This is a genomic window from Streptomyces globisporus, assembly GCF_003501885.1.
In the GTDB taxonomy this organism is placed as follows: domain Bacteria; phylum Actinomycetota; class Actinomycetes; order Streptomycetales; family Streptomycetaceae; genus Streptomyces; species Streptomyces globisporus_D.
On the sequence record NZ_QWFA01000051.1, the window covers coordinates 20006 to 34653 of the forward strand.

Below are 14648 nucleotides of genomic sequence, written 5' to 3' on the forward strand. Positions count from 1 at the left end.
CAACTTCTTAGGTAGAATCCATATATGGAGACCGAGACGGCCACCCGCTGGCTGAGCGACGCGGAGCAGTGCGCCTGGCGCACCCACCTGGACGTCAGCAGGCTGCTGATGCACCAGCTGGAGAAGGACCTCCAGCCGTTCGGCCTGACCATGAACGACTACGAGATCCTGGTCAACCTCTCCGAGTCGGACGACCAGCGGATGCGGATGAGCGACCTCGCCGCCGCCACCCTGCAGTCCAAGAGCCGGCTCTCGCACCAGATCACCCGCATGGAGACCGCCGGTCTGGTGCGGCGTACGCACTGCGAATCGGACCGGCGCGGACTGTTCGCGGTCCTCACCGAGCACGGCGCGGAGACCATGCGGAAGGTCGCCCCGCACCACGTCGACTCGGTGCGGCAGCACTTCATGGACCTGCTGTCCCCCGAGGAGCTGACCGGTCTGCACGCGGCGCTGACCCCGATCGCGGAACACCTGCGCGGCAAGCGCGGCAAGCTTTAGCGGCGAGGGCGTGCCCGGCGGATCAGGCCGGGCGCGGCAGCCACAGCCGGAAGGCCGCGCCGCCCTCGGCCGCCCGGTGCACCGTCAGCGTTCCGTCGTGACGCGCGGCAACGTCCCGGGCGATGGCGAGGCCCAGGCCGGCGCCGCCGTCGTCCCGGCTGCGGGCGTCGTCGAGCCGGACGAACCGTTCGAAGATCCGCTCCCGCTCGCCCTCGGGGACGCCCGCCCCGTCGTCCCGGACCTCGACCCGCACGCCGTGCCCGTCGGCCGCCACCGACACCGCGACGCTCCTCTCCGCGTGCCGCTGGGCGTTGTCCAGCAGATTGCCGATCACCCGGGACAGCTGCCCGCGCGACCCGTTCACCTCGAACGCGCCGCCCTCCGGGACCTCGACCGTCACCGCGATCCGGTCCCCGGTGCGCTGCGAGACCTCCTCGCGGACCAGCGCGCCCAGCTCCACGGTCCCGCCGCCGGGCTTCTCCCCCGCGTCCAGCCGGGCCAGCAGCAGCAGATCCGCCGCCAGCACCTGGAGCCGTACGGTGTCGGCGACCGCGCCCGGGAGGTCCAACAGCTCCGGGTGGGCCTCGGCCACCTCCAGCTGGGTGCGGAGCGAGGCGATCGGGGAACGCAGTTCGTGCGAGGCGTCCGCGACGAACCGCCGCTGCCGCTCCACGGACGCCTCCAGGACGGTGAGCGTCTCGTTCGTCGTCCGGGCCAGCGCCGCGATCTCGTCCCGCGAATCGGGCTCCGGCACCCGGCGGGCCAGGTCCTCGGACGCGGTGATGGCGGCCATCTCGCGGCGGATGCCCTCGACGGGCCGCAGTGCGCGCCGGGTCACCAGCCAGGTCACCCCGGCGACGACGACCAGCAGCACCGGCAGCCCGGTCAGCATGGCCCCGCGCACGGTGTCGACCGCCTCCTGCTCGGCGGCGAGCGGCGCGCCCGCGTAGACGGTCAGGGTGACCCCCTCCCGGGTGGTCGCCTCGACGGCGGCGAAGCGGTAGTCGGCGGTGGTGCGGTCGACGGTGGCGGTGCCGTCGGAGAACTCCGGGTCGTCGGATGACACCTCGCCCGAGTCCGGTCGGCTGCTGTCGTCGCCCCCGTCGTCATCGCCGTCGTCATCGTCGTCGGGTGACGGGGTGGCCCCCGCCGAGGCCGACGGCACCGGGGCGACGCCCGTCGTGCCGGTGCCGGTGACGGCCCGCAGGTCCTTGGAGACGAGGACGACGCGGCCCTCCTCGTCGACCACCTGGACCGGGTGGTCCTCCTCGTCGTCCAGCTCCACCTCGTCGTACGGGGTGCCCGTGGCGAGCTGTCCGGCCACGTCGCGGGCCGCCACCTCGGCCTGGAGGTCCGCCTGGTCGATCAGGTTGGCCCGCAGGACCAGGAGCACGGCGAGACCGGCCCCGATCAGGGCGACGGCGACGACCAGGGTGGCCCCGAGGGCGGCCCTGGCCCGGACGGACCTCATGTCGCCTCCAGCCGGTAGCCGGCGCCCCGTACGGTACGGATGGTGGCGGCCCCCAACTTGCGGCGCAGGGTGGAGATGTAGACCTCGACGATGTTCGGGTCGCCGTCGTAGGCGAAGTCCCAGACGTGCTCCAGGATCTCCGCCTTGCTCACCACCTGCCCGGCGCGCAGGGCGAGTTGCTCCAGTACGGCGAACTCCTTGGCCGTGAGGGCGATTTCGTCCTCACCGCGGATCACCCGGCGGGCGGCGGTGTCGATGCGCAGTGGGCCGACGGTCAGGACGGGCGCGGCGGTTCCGGCCCCGCGCCGGCGGAGCAGGGCCCGGACGCGGGCGACGAGGACGACGTAGCTGAAGGGCTTGGTCAGATAGTCGTCGGCGCCGGTGTCGAGGCCCTCGGCCTCGTCGTACTCGCCGTCCTTGGCGGTGAGCATGAGGATGGGCACCTCGTGCCCGGCCGCGCGCAGGTTCGAGCAGACGCGGTAGCCGTTCATGCCGGGCAGCATGATGTCGAGGATCACCAGGTCGTAGCCGCCCTCGCTCGCCCGGTGCAGCCCTTCCAGGCCGTCGTGCACGACATCCACGGCGAAGCCCTCGGCGGTGAGTCCCCTGGCCAGGGACACCGCGAGACGCTTCTCGTCCTCCACGATCAACAGGCGCATGCGCACAGCCTCGCAAACTCCACCTGAAGAAGGCTTCAGGTGGCTTCAGGCTGCGTTCAGCATCGGGTCGGCAGTGTGGAACCCGTCGAACAGCACAGCAGCTCTCGGGGAGGAACCTCATGAAGCGCAACGTCACCATCGCAGCGATCACCGCGGCCGTTCTGATCGGCGGCACCACCGCCGCCACCGTCGCCTTCGCGGACAGCGACGGCGACCGCGACCGTACGTCCACCAGGAGCACGAGCAGCGTGAGCCTCGCCGACGACCGGGACGACCGTACGGACGACGCTTCCGACGACCGGTCGGACGACCGGGCCCCGGCCGCCGCGAAGAACGCCCGGCTCTCCCTCGACCAGGCCGTCGCCGCCGCGCTGAAGAGCGTCCCGGGCACGGTCGCCCAGGCCGAGCTGGACCGGGACGACGACGACCACGACGGCCGTACGGTGTGGGAGCTGGACGTCCGAGGCTCCGACAAGAAGTGGCACGACGTCACGGTGGACGCCGACAACGGCAAGGTCCTCAAGACTCGCGACGACGACAACGACGACCGCGACGACCACGCCCCCCGCTCCTCGGCCGTCACCCTGAACGAGGCGGCGGCAGCGGCCCTGAAGACCGCGCCGGGCACCGTCACGTCGATCGACCTGGACGACGACGATGACGACGACAACGGCAGCCGGAGCGACGTCCTGCGCTGGGACGTCGACATCGCGGGCAAGGACGGCAAGCAGCACGAACTGCGCGTGGACGCCGAGACCGGCAAGGTCACCGTGGACCGCGACGACGACGGAGACGACAACCGGGACGACCGGGACGACCGGGACGACCGGAACGACGACCGGGACGGCGACGACGACTGACGGGAGCCCGTCCCCGGCCCCGTACGCGCTGAAGGCCCCCTGAGCGGCACACATCCGCTCAGGGGGCCTTCAGCGCGCGCTCGGCCGCTCAGGAGCCCTCCGTCAGCCCCGCCACCAGCTCGTCCGCCGCCGCGTACGGGTCCAGGCTCCCCGACACGATGCGTTCGGCCAGGGCGTGCAGGCGGCGGTCGCCGCGGAGGTCGGCGATCCTCTCGCGGAGCGCGGTGACCGCGATCGACTCGACCTCGTGGGCGGCGCGGGCCGTGCGGCGTTCGGCCAGGACGCCGTGCTCCTCCATCCAGGCCCGGTGCTTCTCCAGGGCCTCGACCACCTCGTCCGTGCCCTGGCCCCGGGCCGCGACCGTCTTCACGATCGGGGGGCGCCAGTCGCCGGGGCCCCGGGACTCCCCCAGGCCCAGCATGTGGTTCAGCTCGCGGGCGGTGGCGTCGGCGCCGTCGCGGTCGGCCTTGTTGACCACGTAGACGTCGCCGATCTCCAGGATTCCGGCCTTCGCCGCCTGGATGCCGTCGCCCATGCCCGGGGCGAGCAGCACGACGGAGGTGTCGGCCTGGGAGGCGATCTCCACCTCGGACTGGCCGACACCGACCGTCTCGACGAGAACCACGTCGCAGCCCGCCGCGTCGAGGACGCGGATGGCCTGCGGGGCGGCCCAGGCGAGGCCGCCGAGGTGGCCCCGGGTCGCCATGGAGCGGATGTAGACGCCCGGGTCCGAGGCGTGGTCCGACATCCGGACCCGGTCGCCGAGCAGTGCCCCGCCGGAGAACGGCGAGGACGGGTCGACGGCGAGCACGCCGACCCGCTTGCCCGCCCGGCGGTAGGCGGAGACCAGGGCGGAGGTGGAGGTGGACTTGCCGACGCCCGGCGAGCCCGTCAGGCCGACGACGTACGCATGGCCCGCCAGCGGGGCCAGTGCCGCCATCACCTCACGGAGCTGCGGGGACGCCCCCTCCACCAGCGAGATCAGCCGGGCCACCGCACGCGGCCTGCCTGCTCGCGCCTGCTCGACCAGCGTGGGGACGTCCAGGTCCACGTTCACCGCTCCGTTCTCGCCTTGCCTCGTGTCGTTACGGTGTTACTTGCCCGGGACCCGGATGATCAACGCGTCGCCCTGACCGCCGCCGCCGCAGAGCGCCGCCGCGCCCGTGCCGCCGCCGCGCCGCTTCAGCTCCAGGGCCAGGTGCAGGACGACCCGGGCGCCGGACATCCCGATGGGGTGGCCGAGCGCGATCGCGCCGCCGTTGACGTTGACCTTGTCCGAGGTGACGCCCAGGTCCTTCATCGACTGGACGGCGACGGCCGCGAACGCCTCGTTGATCTCGATCAGGTCGAGGTCGTCGACGGTCAGGCCGTCCTTCTTCAGGGCGTGCCGGATCGCGTTGGAGGGCTGCGACTGGAGGGAGTTGTCGGGGCCCGCGACGTTCCCGTGGGCGCCGATCTCGGCGATCCAGTCGAGGCCCAGCTCCTCGGCCCTGGCCTTGCTCATCACGACGACCGCGGCGGCGCCGTCGGAGATCTGCGAGGAGGTGCCCGCGGTGATCGTGCCGTCCTTGGCGAAGGCGGGGCGCAGCTTGCCGAGGGTCTCCACGGTCGTCTCGGCGCGGATGCCCTCGTCCTGGGAGAAGAGGACCGGGTCGCCCTTGCGCTGCGGGATCTCGACGGGGGTGATCTCCGCCTCGAAGAGGCCGTTCTTCTGGGCGGCGGCGGCCCGCTGGTGGGAGAGCGCGCCGATCTCGTCCTGGGCGGCGCGGTCCAGGCCGAGGCGGCCGTTGTGCTTCTCGGTGGACTCGCCCATGGGGATGTTCTCGTAGGCGTCGGTGAGACCGTCGTACGCCATCGAGTCCAGCATCTCGATCGCGCCGTACTTGTAGCCCTCGCGGGACTTGGGGAGCAGGTGCGGGGCGTTGGTCATGGACTCCTGGCCGCCCGCGACCACGACGTCGAACTCCCCGGCGCGGATGAGCTGGTCGGCCAGCGCGATGGCGTCGAGCCCGGACAGACACACCTTGTTGACGGTGAGCGCGGGGACGTTCATCGGGATGCCGGCCTTGATCGCGGCCTGCCGGGCGGGGATCTGGCCGGCGCCCGCCTGGAGCACCTGGCCCATGATCACGTACTGGACCTGGTCGCCGCCGATGCCGGCCCGGTCCAGGGCGGCCTTGATCGCGACGCCGCCGAGGTCGGCCGCGGAGAAGCTCTTCAGGGAGCCGAGGAGACGGCCCATGGGCGTCCGGGCGCCCGCGACGATCACTGAGGTGGTGGTACCGGTCGTTGCTGGCATGGGCACGGCCCCTTGGGATCGGATGTGAACGAGGGTTTACCTGAATGTACTGAGCGCTCCCGCGCCCGTCATCCGGCTACCGGTGTGACGGCGCGCACGTTGCGTAACCATGGCGGGAGCGCCGTGGTCGATCCATGCTGAATCCATGCTGACGCGAATCGATCACATCGGGATCGCCTGTTTCGACCTGGACAAGACGGTCGACTTCTACCGTGCCACGTACGGGTTCGAGGTGTTCCACTCCGAGGTCAACGAGGAGCAGGGGGTCCGCGAGGCCATGCTCAAGATCAACGAGACCTCGGACGGCGGGGCCTCCTACCTCCAACTGCTGGAGCCCACCCGGGAGGACTCCGCCGTGGGCAAGTGGCTGGCGAAGAACGGGGAGGGCGTGCACCACATCGCCTTCGGTACGGAGGACGTGGACGGGGACGCCGCGGACATCCGCGAGAAGGGCGTCCGGGTGCTGTACGACGAGCCCAGGACGGGGTCGATGGGGTCCCGGATCACGTTCCTGCACCCCAAGGACTGCCACGGTGTCCTCACCGAACTGGTCACGAGCCGGGCGGACCACTGACCGCCGCATACCCGGCCCGGTAGAGTGGGCGGTTCCGGGCCGGGGCCGGGTCGGGGCCGTACCGCGTCCTCGTCGTTTGTCTGTCACCATTCCCCGGGGGACCGCTCGTCGGCGAGCCCCCCGTGTGCAGAGTCACGACCAGGGTTGGGGTCTCCCCTGCTCGCAGAAGTTGAGAGCTCGGGGAAGGATGGGACCGCGCAGTGCGGGGCTACGAACGCCAGGAGAGCCACCGAGCTGAAGACGACCATCTCTCGCGGTTCGAAGCCGAGATGGACCGGCTGAAGACCGACCGGGAGAAGGCCGTCCAGCACGCCGAGGACCTCGGTTACCAGGTCGAGGTCTTGCGTGCCAAGCTGCACGAGGCCCGGCGCAATCTCGCGACCCGCCCCGCCTACGACAGCGCGGACATCGGCTACCAGGCCGAGCAGATGCTGCGGACCGCGCAGGCCCAGGCCGAGCAGATGCGCAGCGACGCCGAGCGTGAACTGCGCGAGGCCCGGGCCCAGACGCAGCGGATCCTGCAGGAGCACGCCGAGCACCAGGCGCGTCTCCAGGCCGAGTTGCACACCGAGGCCGTCCAGCGCAGGCAGCGGCTCGACCAGGAGCTGGCGGAGCGCCGCCAGACCGTCGAGTCGCATGTCAACGAGAACGTCGCCTGGGCCGAACAGCTCCGCGCCCGCACCGAGTCGCAGGCCCGCCGGCTGCTGGAGGAGTCCCGCGCCGAGGCCGAACAGGCGCTGGCCGCCGCCCGCGACGAGTCCGCCCGGCTGGCGGAGGAGACGCGTCGGCGGACCGGCTTGGAGGCCGAGACCGCCCGGGCCGAAGCGGAAGCGATCCTGCTGCGCGCCCGCAAGGACGCCGAGCGGCTGCTCGGGGCCGCCTCCGCCCAGGCGCAGGAGGCCACCAGCCACGCGGAGCAGCTGCGTTCCAGCACGACCGCGGAGACCGACCAGGCCCGCCAGCAGACCGCCGAGCTGAACCGCACCGCCGAGCAGCGTCTCGCGGAGGCGGAGACCCGGCTGCGGGAATCCCGCCTGGAGGCCGAGAAGGTCCTCGCCGAGGCGAAGGAGGCCGCCGCCAAGCAGCTGGCCGCCGCCGAGTCGCAGAACGAACAGCGCACCCGTACGGCCAAGTCGGAGATCGCCCGGCTGGTCGGCGAGGCCACCAAGAGCGCCGAGGCGCTCAAGGAGGAGGCCGAACAGGCCCTCGCCGACGCCCGTGCCGAGGCGGAGCGGCTGGTCGCCGAGGCGACCGAGAAGGCCGGTACGGCGGCGGCCGAGGACGCCGCCGCCCAGCTGGCGAAGGCGGCCCGCAGCGCCGAGGAGGTGCTCACCAAGGCATCCGAGGACGCGCAGTCGACGACGAAGGCGGCGCGCGAGGAGGCCGAGCGGATCCGCCGTGAGGCGGAGGCCGAGGCGGACCGGCTGCGCGGCGAGGCGGCCGAGCAGGCCGACGAGCTCAAGGGCGCGGCCAAGGACGACACCAAGGAGTACCGGGCCAAGACGGTCGAGCTCCAGGAGGAGGCCCGTCGGCTGCGCGGCGAGGCCGAGCAGCTGCGCTCCGAGGCGGTCGCCGAGGGCGAGCGGATCCGGGGCGAGGCCCGCCGCGAGGCGGTCCAGCAGCTGGAGGAGGGCGCCCGCACCGCCGAGGAGCTGCTGACCAAGGCCCGCTCCGACGCCGACGAGCTGCGCGCCAAGGCGAACGGCGAGAGCGAGCGCATCCGCACCGAGGCCGCCGAGCGGGCCGCGACCCTGCGCAAGCAGGCCGAGGAGACGCTGGAGCGCACCCGGACCGAGGCCGACGCGCTGCGGGCCGAGGCCGAGGAGCAGGCGGCGGCCGTCACGGCGGCAGCGGAGGCTGCGGCGGCCGAGCTGCGCGAGGAGACCGAGCGCGGCGTCGCCGCCCGGCAGGCCGAGGCCGCCGACGAGCTGACCCGGCTGCACACCGAGGCCGAGTCGAAGCTCGCCGCCGCCGAGGAGGCGCTGGGCGAGGCCCGCACCGAGGCCGAGCGGATCCGCCGCGAGACGAACGAGGAGTCGGAGCGGCTGCGCGCGGAGGCGGCCGAGCGGCTGCGGGCGCTCACCGAGCAGGCCGGGACCGAGGCCGAGCGGCTGCGCGACGAGGCCGCCGCGGACGCCGCCAAGGCCCGGGCCGAGGGCGAGAATGTCGCCGTACGGCTGCGGAGCGAGGCGGCCGCCGAGGCGGAGCGGCTCAAGTCCGAGGCGCAGGAGACCGCCGACCGGGTGCGCGCGGAGGCCGCGGCCGCCGCCGAGCGGGTCGGGGCCGAGGCCGCCGAGGCACTGGCCGCCGCCCAGGAGGAGGCGACCCGCCGCCGCCGGGAGGCCGAGGAGACGCTCGGCGCCGCCCGGTCCGAGGCGGAGCAGGAGCGTGAGCGGGCCCGCGAGCAGAGCGAGGAGCTGCTCGCCTCCGCCCGTAAGCGCGTCGAGGAGGCGCAGGCCGAGGCGGGCCGGCTGGTCGAGGAGGCGGACGCCCGGGCGACCGAGCTGGTCTCGGCGGCCGAGCAGACCGCCCAGCAGGTACGGGACTCCGTCTCGGGTCTGCACGAGCAGGCCGAGGAGGAGATCACCGGGCTGCGCCTCGCCGCGGAGCACGCCGCGGAGCGCACCCGTACCGAGGCGCAGGAGGAGGCGGACCGGGTCCGCGCCGACGCGCACGCGGAGCGGGAGCGGGCCTCGGAGGACGCGGTCCGGCTGCGCCGGGAGGCGAACGAGGAGTCGGGCCGGCTCCGGCAGGAGGCCCACGAGGAGACCGAGGCCGCGAAGGCGCTGGCCGAGCGGACGGTCGCCGAGGCGATCACCGAGTCGGAGCGGCTGCGCGCGGACGCCTCCGAGTACAGCCAGCGGATGCGCACCGAGGCGTCCGACGCGCTGGCGTCGGCGGAGCAGGACGCCTCGCGCGCCCGTGCCGAGGCCCGGCAGGACGCCAACCGGATCCGTTCCGAGGCGGCGGCCCAGTCGGACCGGCTGATCGGCGAGTCGACCACCGAGAGCGAACGCATCCGTAACGAGGCCGCCCAGGCCTCCGAGCAGCTCGTCGTCGAGGCCACCACGGAGGCCAACCGCCGCCGCAGCGAGTCCACCGAGAAGGCGGACCGGATGCTGGCCGAGGCGGCCGCCGAGTCCGAGCGGCTGCGCACGGAGGCGGCCGAGCGGCTCGGCTCCGCGCAGGAGCAGGCGGCCCGCGCCCAGGAGGAGGCCGAACGGCTGCGCGACGAGGCGGAGTCGGCGGCCGAGGAGCTGCGCTCGTCGGCCCGCCAGGAGGCGGACCGGGTGCTGGACGAGGCGCGCGAGGCGGCGGCCAAGCGCCGGGCGGACGCGGCCGAGCAGGCGGACCAGCTCATCAACAAGGCCCGGGAAGAGGCGCTGCGTACGGCCACCGAGGCCGAGACGCAGTCCGACACGATGGTCGGCGCGGCCCGCAAGGAGGCCCAGCGGATCACCTCGGAGGCGACCGTCGAGGGCAACACCCTGGTGGAGCGCGCCCGTGCCGACGCCGACGAACTGCTGGTCGGCGCCCGGCGTGACGCGACGCAGATCCGGGAGCGGGCCGAGGAGCTGCGGGCCCGGCTGGAGAGCGAGATCGAGGAGCTGCACGAGCGGGCCCGCCGGGAGACGTCCGAGCAGATGAAGACCGCCGGGGAGCGCGTCGACAACCTGATGAAGGCGGCGACCGAGCAGCGCGACGAGGCCGAGGCCAAGGCCAAGGAGCTGATGGCGGAGGCCAATTCGGAGGCGAGCAAGGTCCGTATCGCCGCGGTGAAACGGGCCGAGTCGCTGCTGAAGGAGGCCGAGACCAAGAAGGCCGAGCTGATCCGCGAGGCGGAGAAGCTGCGGGCCGAGGCGAAGGCCGAGGCCGAGGCGACGGTCGAAGAGGGCAAGCGCGAGCTGGACGTCCTGGTGCGCAGGCGCGAGGACATCAATGCGGAGATCTCCCGTGTCCAGGACGTGCTGGAAGCGTTGGAAGGTTTCGAGACTCCGGGCGGGGGCGGGAAACCGGCCGGCGGTTCCGCGGGAGGCGCCAAGGCTCCGGCGACGGCGGGCACACGGTCGGGGGGCAAGTCGTCCGAACGGTGACCGGCCCGCAGTGCGCCATGCTTCGTCATGGACATTCAAGCCTTCGAGTGGCAAGCACTCCGGGGGTCAGCCACTCAAAAGGGGTGTCATTCTCCAGATCAAACCGGCATCTTCACGCTGACACGCCGCAATGGCCCCTAGGATTCCCTCTATCACCTCACCGGTCTCATTCGACAGGAACCCCATGAGTGACCCTTCCTCCCCCTTCGGCTTCGAGCACGTGCGCCGTGGCTACGACCGCGGTCAGGTGGACGACCGCATCGCCAAGCTCATCGCGGACCGTGACAGTGCCCTGGCCCGAATCACCTCTCTGGAAAAGCGCATCGAGGAGCTGCACCTCGAAACGCAGAACGCCCAGGCCCAGGTAAACGACGCCGAGCCGTCGTACGCCGGTCTCGGCGCCCGTGTCGAGAAGATTCTCCGCCTCGCCGAGGAGGAGGCCAAGGACCTGCGCGAGGAGGCCCGCCGGGCCGCCGAGCAGCACCGCGAGCTCGCCGAGTCGGCGGCCCAGCAGGTGCGCAACGACGCCGAGTCGTTCGCCGCCGAGCGCAAGGCGAAGGCCGAGGACGAGGGCGTCCGCATCGTCGAGAAGGCCCAGGGCGAGGCGAACACGCTCCGCTCCGACGCCCAGAAGGACGCCCAGCAGAAGCGCGAGGAGGCCGACGCCCTCTTCGAGGAGACCCGCGCCAAGGCCGCCCAGGCCGCGGCCGACTTCGAGACCAACCTCGCCAAGCGCCGCGAGCAGTCGGAGCGCGACCTCGCCTCCCGCCAGGCCAAGGCCGAGAAGCGTCTCGCCGAGATCGAGCACCGCGCCGAGCAGCTCCGCCTGGAGGCCGAGAAGCTCCGCACGGACGCCGAGCGCCGGGCCCGCCAGACGGTGGAGACCGCCCAGCGTCAGGCCGAGGACATCGTCGCCGACGCCAACGCCAAGGCCGACCGGATCCGCAGCGAATCGGAGCGCGAGCTGGCGGCGCTCACCAACCGCCGCGACTCGATCAACGCGCAGCTGACCAACGTCCGCGAGATGCTGGCGACGCTGACCGGCGCCGCCGTGGCCGCCGCCGGCACCCCGGTGGAGGACGAGCCCGCGACCCGCGGTGTCCCGGCCCAGCAGAGCCGCTGACCCCCGCGGCAACGCCGTACCCCCGTGTGCGCCCGGTTCCGCCGTTGTGGTGGCGCCGGGCGCTCTGGCGTTCTAGCGTGAGCGCATGATCGAGCTCGAGGGACTCACCAAACGGTTCGGCAGCAAGGTCGCCGTCGATCATCTGACGTGTCAGGTGAGGCCGGGCATCGTGACGGGCTTTCTCGGCCCCAACGGCGCGGGCAAGTCGACCACCATGCGGATGATGCTCGATCTCGACAATCCCACCAGCGGTACGGTGCGCATCGACGGCAAGCACTACCGCGACCTCCAGGAACCGCTGAAGTACATCGGAGCGCTCCTCGACGCCAAGGCGATGCACGGCGGCCGCAGCGCGTACAACAACCTGCTGTGCCTGGCGCAGAGCAACCGCATCCCGAGCAGCCGGGTCGACGAGGTGCTCGACATGGTCGGGCTGAGCGCGGTCGCGAAGAAGAAGTCCAAGGGGTTCTCCCTCGGCATGGGCCAGCGGCTCGGTATCGCCTCCGCGTTGCTGGGCGACCCCGAGATCCTGATGTTCGACGAGCCGGTCAACGGACTGGACCCGGAGGGCATCCACTGGATCCGCAATCTGATGAAGGCGCTCGCGTCGGAGGGCCGGACGATCTTCGTCTCGTCGCACCTGATGAGCGAAATGGCGCTGACCGCCGACCACTTGATCGTGATCGGCCAGGGCAAGCTGCTGGCCGACACCTCGATGGCGGACTTCATCCAGGAGAACTCCCGCAGCTACACGCGGCTGCGCTCACCGCAGTACGAACGGCTGCGGGACGTGCTGCACCAGGAGGGCTTCACGGCCGTGGAGACGGCGGGCGGCGTCCTGGAGATCGACGGTGCCACGACCGAGGAGCTGGGTGAGCTGGCGGCCCGGCACCAGGTGGTGCTGCACGAGCTGAGCTCCCAGCGGGCCTCGCTGGAGGAGGCGTTCATGCAGATGACCGCCGGCTCGGTGGAGTACCACGCCCACTCGGACCGGGATCCGGCGGCCGAACCCCCCGCGGTGGGGGCCGGCTGGGGCGAGAACGGGAACAAGCCGGGCAGCAACGACACCGAGGGGAAGTGACGACGATGGCATCGGTACCCGCGGTTCTCACCTCGGAATGGACCAAGATCCGGTCGGTCTCCTCGACCACCTGGACCCTCATCTCCGCGTTCGTGGTCACGGTCGTGATGGGCGCGGCACTGAGCGCCCTGCTGAACGCCACGTTCGACGACCTCTCCGAGGCCGAGCAGGCCACGTTCGACCCGACCTTCGTCAGCTTCTCCGGGACGGTGCTCGGCCAGCTCGCGATGGTGGTGTTCGGGGTGCTCGTGGTCGGTACGGAGTACAGCTCCGGCATGATCCGCACCTCGCTGGCGGCGGTGCCCCAGCGCGCGACGTTCCTCTTCAGCAAGATCGCGGTGGCCGGGGTGCTGGCCCTGGTCGTGGGGCTGCTCACCAGCTTCGTCTCGTTCTTCCTGAGCCAGGCCATGCTCGGCGACCGGGGTACCGACATCGGCGCGGACAACGTGCTGCGCGCGGTCGTCGGCGGCGGGCTCTACATGGGTCTTATCGCGATCTTCTCCATGGGCGTGGCGGCGATGCTGCGCAGTTCGATGCTGTCGCTCGGCATTCTGATGCCGTTCTTCTTCCTGGTCTCGCAGATCCTCGCGGCGGTGCCGGGGGCCAAGGACGTCGCGCGGTACTTCCCCGACCAGGCCGGTTCGAAGATCATGCAGGTCGTCCCGGACGCGATGAACACCGATCCCGCCCCGTACGGGCCCTGGGGAGGGCTCGGGATCATGGTGCTCTGGGTGCTGGCGGCGGTGCTCGGCGGCTTCCTGGTCCTGAAGAAGCGGGACGCGTAAAGCCCGTAACGGGCCGCTCGCACGCTGTGCGCAACTTGGCCGGAACCAACAGTGCCTGGTTATCCTCCTAACTCTTACGGGGGTGTGCGGCCGGGTGGCCCGAGCCCCGAACGACAGAGTGAGTCGATGGGGCTGGAGCATGATCGAGGCAGTCGGCCTGACCAAGCGCTACGGTGCGAAGACGGCCGTGGACGACCTTTCCTTCCAGGTGCGGCCGGGGGCCGTCACCGGCTTCCTCGGTCCCAACGGGTCGGGCAAGTCCACGACGATGCGCATGATCCTCGGCCTGGACCGCCCCACCTCAGGTCACGTCACCATCGGCGGCCACCCCTACCGCAGCCTGCCGAACGCGCCGCGCCAGGTCGGCGCGCTGCTGGACGCCAAGGGCGTGCACGGCGGCCGTACCGCCCGCAACCACCTGCTGTCCCTGGCCCAGCTGGCCGGTATCCCGGCGGCCCGGGTCGACGAGGTCCTCGGCGTCGTCGGCCTCCAGGACGTCGCCAAACGGCGCTCCAGCGGCTTCTCGCTCGGGATGGGGCAGCGGCTCGGGATCGCGGCGGCGCTGCTCGGCGATCCGCAGGTCCTGCTGTTCGACGAGCCGGTCAACGGTCTCGACCCGGAGGGCATCCACTGGGTCCGCAATCTGATGAAGTCGCTCGCCGCCGAGGGGCGCACGGTCTTCGTCTCGTCCCACCTGATGAGCGAGATGGCCCTCACCGCCGACCATCTGATCGTGATCGGGCGCGGCCGGCTGCTTTCCGACATGAGCGTCACGGACTTCATCTCCGCCAACTCCGCGGACTTCGCCCGGGTCCGGGTGCCCGAGGACGGCCCCGAGGACCGGCAGAAGCTGACGGCCACGCTCATCGAGGCGGGCGGCCGGGTCATGTCGGAGCCGGGCGGGGCCCTGCGGGTCACCGGGCTGCCGCTGCCGAGGATCAGCGACCTGGCCCACGGCTGCGACGTACGGCTCTGGGAGCTGTCCCCGCACCAGGCGTCGCTGGAGGAGGCCTACATGCGCCTCACGCAGGGCCTGGTGGACTACCGCTCCACGGACGACGCCAAGGCGGGCCTCGTGGAACCGCCGCCCCTGGACGCGTACGGCTATCCCGTCGGCAGCCACGCCGATGTGCCCGTCGCCCCCGTGGAGGTGCCGCAGGAGGGCTGGTACGCCCCGCCGCCGCCCGGTCCACGCCCGGCC

Annotated in this window: 12 protein-coding genes; 8 read left to right on the forward strand and 4 right to left on the reverse strand. The window is 72.2% G+C overall.

Annotated elements, in window-relative coordinates; translation table 11 throughout:
• Window positions 1-24 precede the first annotated feature (24 nt).
• The gene (locus tag D3105_RS12100) at window positions 25-501 is read left to right on the forward strand and encodes a MarR family winged helix-turn-helix transcriptional regulator (protein ID WP_118903224.1); all 477 of its coding nucleotides are present in this window, start codon (window positions 25-27) and stop codon (window positions 499-501) included.
• Window positions 502-523: 22 nt separating this feature from the next.
• On the opposite strand, the gene D3105_RS12105 is transcribed toward D3105_RS12100, so the two are convergent.
• Both D3105_RS12105 and D3105_RS12110 read right to left on the reverse strand, forming a co-directional pair.
• On the reverse strand, window positions 524-1972 hold the full coding sequence (locus tag D3105_RS12105; RefSeq protein ID WP_118903226.1) for a sensor histidine kinase: 1449 nt from the start codon (window positions 1970-1972) through the stop codon (window positions 524-526).
• Window positions 1969-2631, reverse strand: a complete 663-nt coding sequence (locus D3105_RS12110) for a response regulator transcription factor (protein WP_118903228.1) — start codon at window positions 2629-2631, stop codon at window positions 1969-1971. The genes D3105_RS12105 and D3105_RS12110 overlap by 4 nt, the downstream gene beginning before the upstream one ends.
• Window positions 2632-2750: 119 nt before the next feature.
• On the opposite strand from D3105_RS12110, the gene D3105_RS12115 reads away from it, so the two are divergent.
• Entirely contained in the window at window positions 2751-3491 is a 741-nt protein-coding gene (locus D3105_RS12115; protein WP_118903230.1) for a PepSY domain-containing protein, read from the forward strand.
• A gap of 88 nt (window positions 3492-3579) precedes the next feature.
• On the opposite strand, the gene meaB is transcribed toward D3105_RS12115, so the two are convergent.
• Together meaB and D3105_RS12125 are read right to left on the reverse strand one after the other, a co-directional pair.
• Window positions 3580-4548 carry a methylmalonyl Co-A mutase-associated GTPase MeaB gene (gene meaB, locus D3105_RS12120; protein ID WP_206272715.1) on the reverse strand — a complete coding sequence of 323 codons (969 nt, stop codon included), beginning with the start codon at window positions 4546-4548 and terminating at the stop codon, window positions 3580-3582.
• Window positions 4549-4584: 36 nt separating this feature from the next.
• A complete protein-coding gene (locus tag D3105_RS12125) occupies window positions 4585-5760 on the reverse strand; it encodes an acetyl-CoA C-acetyltransferase (protein WP_118903233.1) in 1176 nt (391 codons plus the stop codon).
• A gap of 175 nt (window positions 5761-5935) precedes the next feature.
• On the opposite strand from D3105_RS12125, the gene mce reads away from it, so the two are divergent.
• The 6 genes from mce to D3105_RS12155 all read left to right on the forward strand — a co-directional run.
• Window positions 5936-6364 carry a methylmalonyl-CoA epimerase gene (gene mce / locus D3105_RS12130; protein ID WP_069737003.1) on the forward strand — a complete coding sequence of 143 codons (429 nt, stop codon included), beginning with the start codon at window positions 5936-5938 and terminating at the stop codon, window positions 6362-6364.
• 200 nt (window positions 6365-6564) lie between these two features.
• Complete coding sequence (gene scy, locus D3105_RS12135; protein WP_118903236.1) at window positions 6565-10458, forward strand: polarized growth protein Scy; 3894 nt, start codon at window positions 6565-6567, stop codon at window positions 10456-10458.
• Between the two features lie 184 nt (window positions 10459-10642).
• Window positions 10643-11581 carry a cellulose-binding protein gene (locus D3105_RS12140; RefSeq protein WP_010060145.1) on the forward strand — a complete coding sequence of 313 codons (939 nt, stop codon included), beginning with the start codon at window positions 10643-10645 and terminating at the stop codon, window positions 11579-11581.
• Window positions 11582-11666: 85 nt separating this feature from the next.
• Window positions 11667-12662 carry an ABC transporter ATP-binding protein gene (locus D3105_RS12145; protein WP_118903238.1) on the forward strand — a complete coding sequence of 332 codons (996 nt, stop codon included), beginning with the start codon at window positions 11667-11669 and terminating at the stop codon, window positions 12660-12662.
• 5 nt (window positions 12663-12667) lie between these two features.
• A complete protein-coding gene (locus D3105_RS12150) occupies window positions 12668-13447 on the forward strand; it encodes an ABC transporter permease (RefSeq protein ID WP_118903244.1) in 780 nt (259 codons plus the stop codon).
• A gap of 139 nt (window positions 13448-13586) precedes the next feature.
• Window positions 13587-14648: ABC transporter ATP-binding protein (locus D3105_RS12155; protein ID WP_133305680.1), on the forward strand; the 1062-nt coding region annotated here is incomplete at its 3' end.

Excerpts from the sequence above, each read along its gene's own strand:
- D3105_RS12100 (WP_118903224.1), top strand. The coding sequence starts at position 25 with ATGGAGACCGAGACGGCCACCCGCTGGCTGAGCGACGCGGAGCAGTGC.
- D3105_RS12105 (WP_118903226.1), bottom strand. The coding sequence starts at position 1,972 with ATGAGGTCCGTCCGGGCCAGGGCCGCCCTCGGGGCCACCCTGGTCGTC.
- D3105_RS12110 (WP_118903228.1), bottom strand. The coding sequence starts at position 2,631 with ATGCGCCTGTTGATCGTGGAGGACGAGAAGCGTCTCGCGGTGTCCCTG.
- D3105_RS12115 (WP_118903230.1), top strand. The coding sequence starts at position 2,751 with ATGAAGCGCAACGTCACCATCGCAGCGATCACCGCGGCCGTTCTGATC.
- mce (WP_069737003.1), top strand. The coding sequence starts at position 5,936 with ATGCTGACGCGAATCGATCACATCGGGATCGCCTGTTTCGACCTGGAC.
- D3105_RS12140 (WP_010060145.1), top strand. The coding sequence starts at position 10,643 with ATGAGTGACCCTTCCTCCCCCTTCGGCTTCGAGCACGTGCGCCGTGGC.
- D3105_RS12145 (WP_118903238.1), top strand. The coding sequence starts at position 11,667 with ATGATCGAGCTCGAGGGACTCACCAAACGGTTCGGCAGCAAGGTCGCC.
- D3105_RS12150 (WP_118903244.1), top strand. The coding sequence starts at position 12,668 with ATGGCATCGGTACCCGCGGTTCTCACCTCGGAATGGACCAAGATCCGG.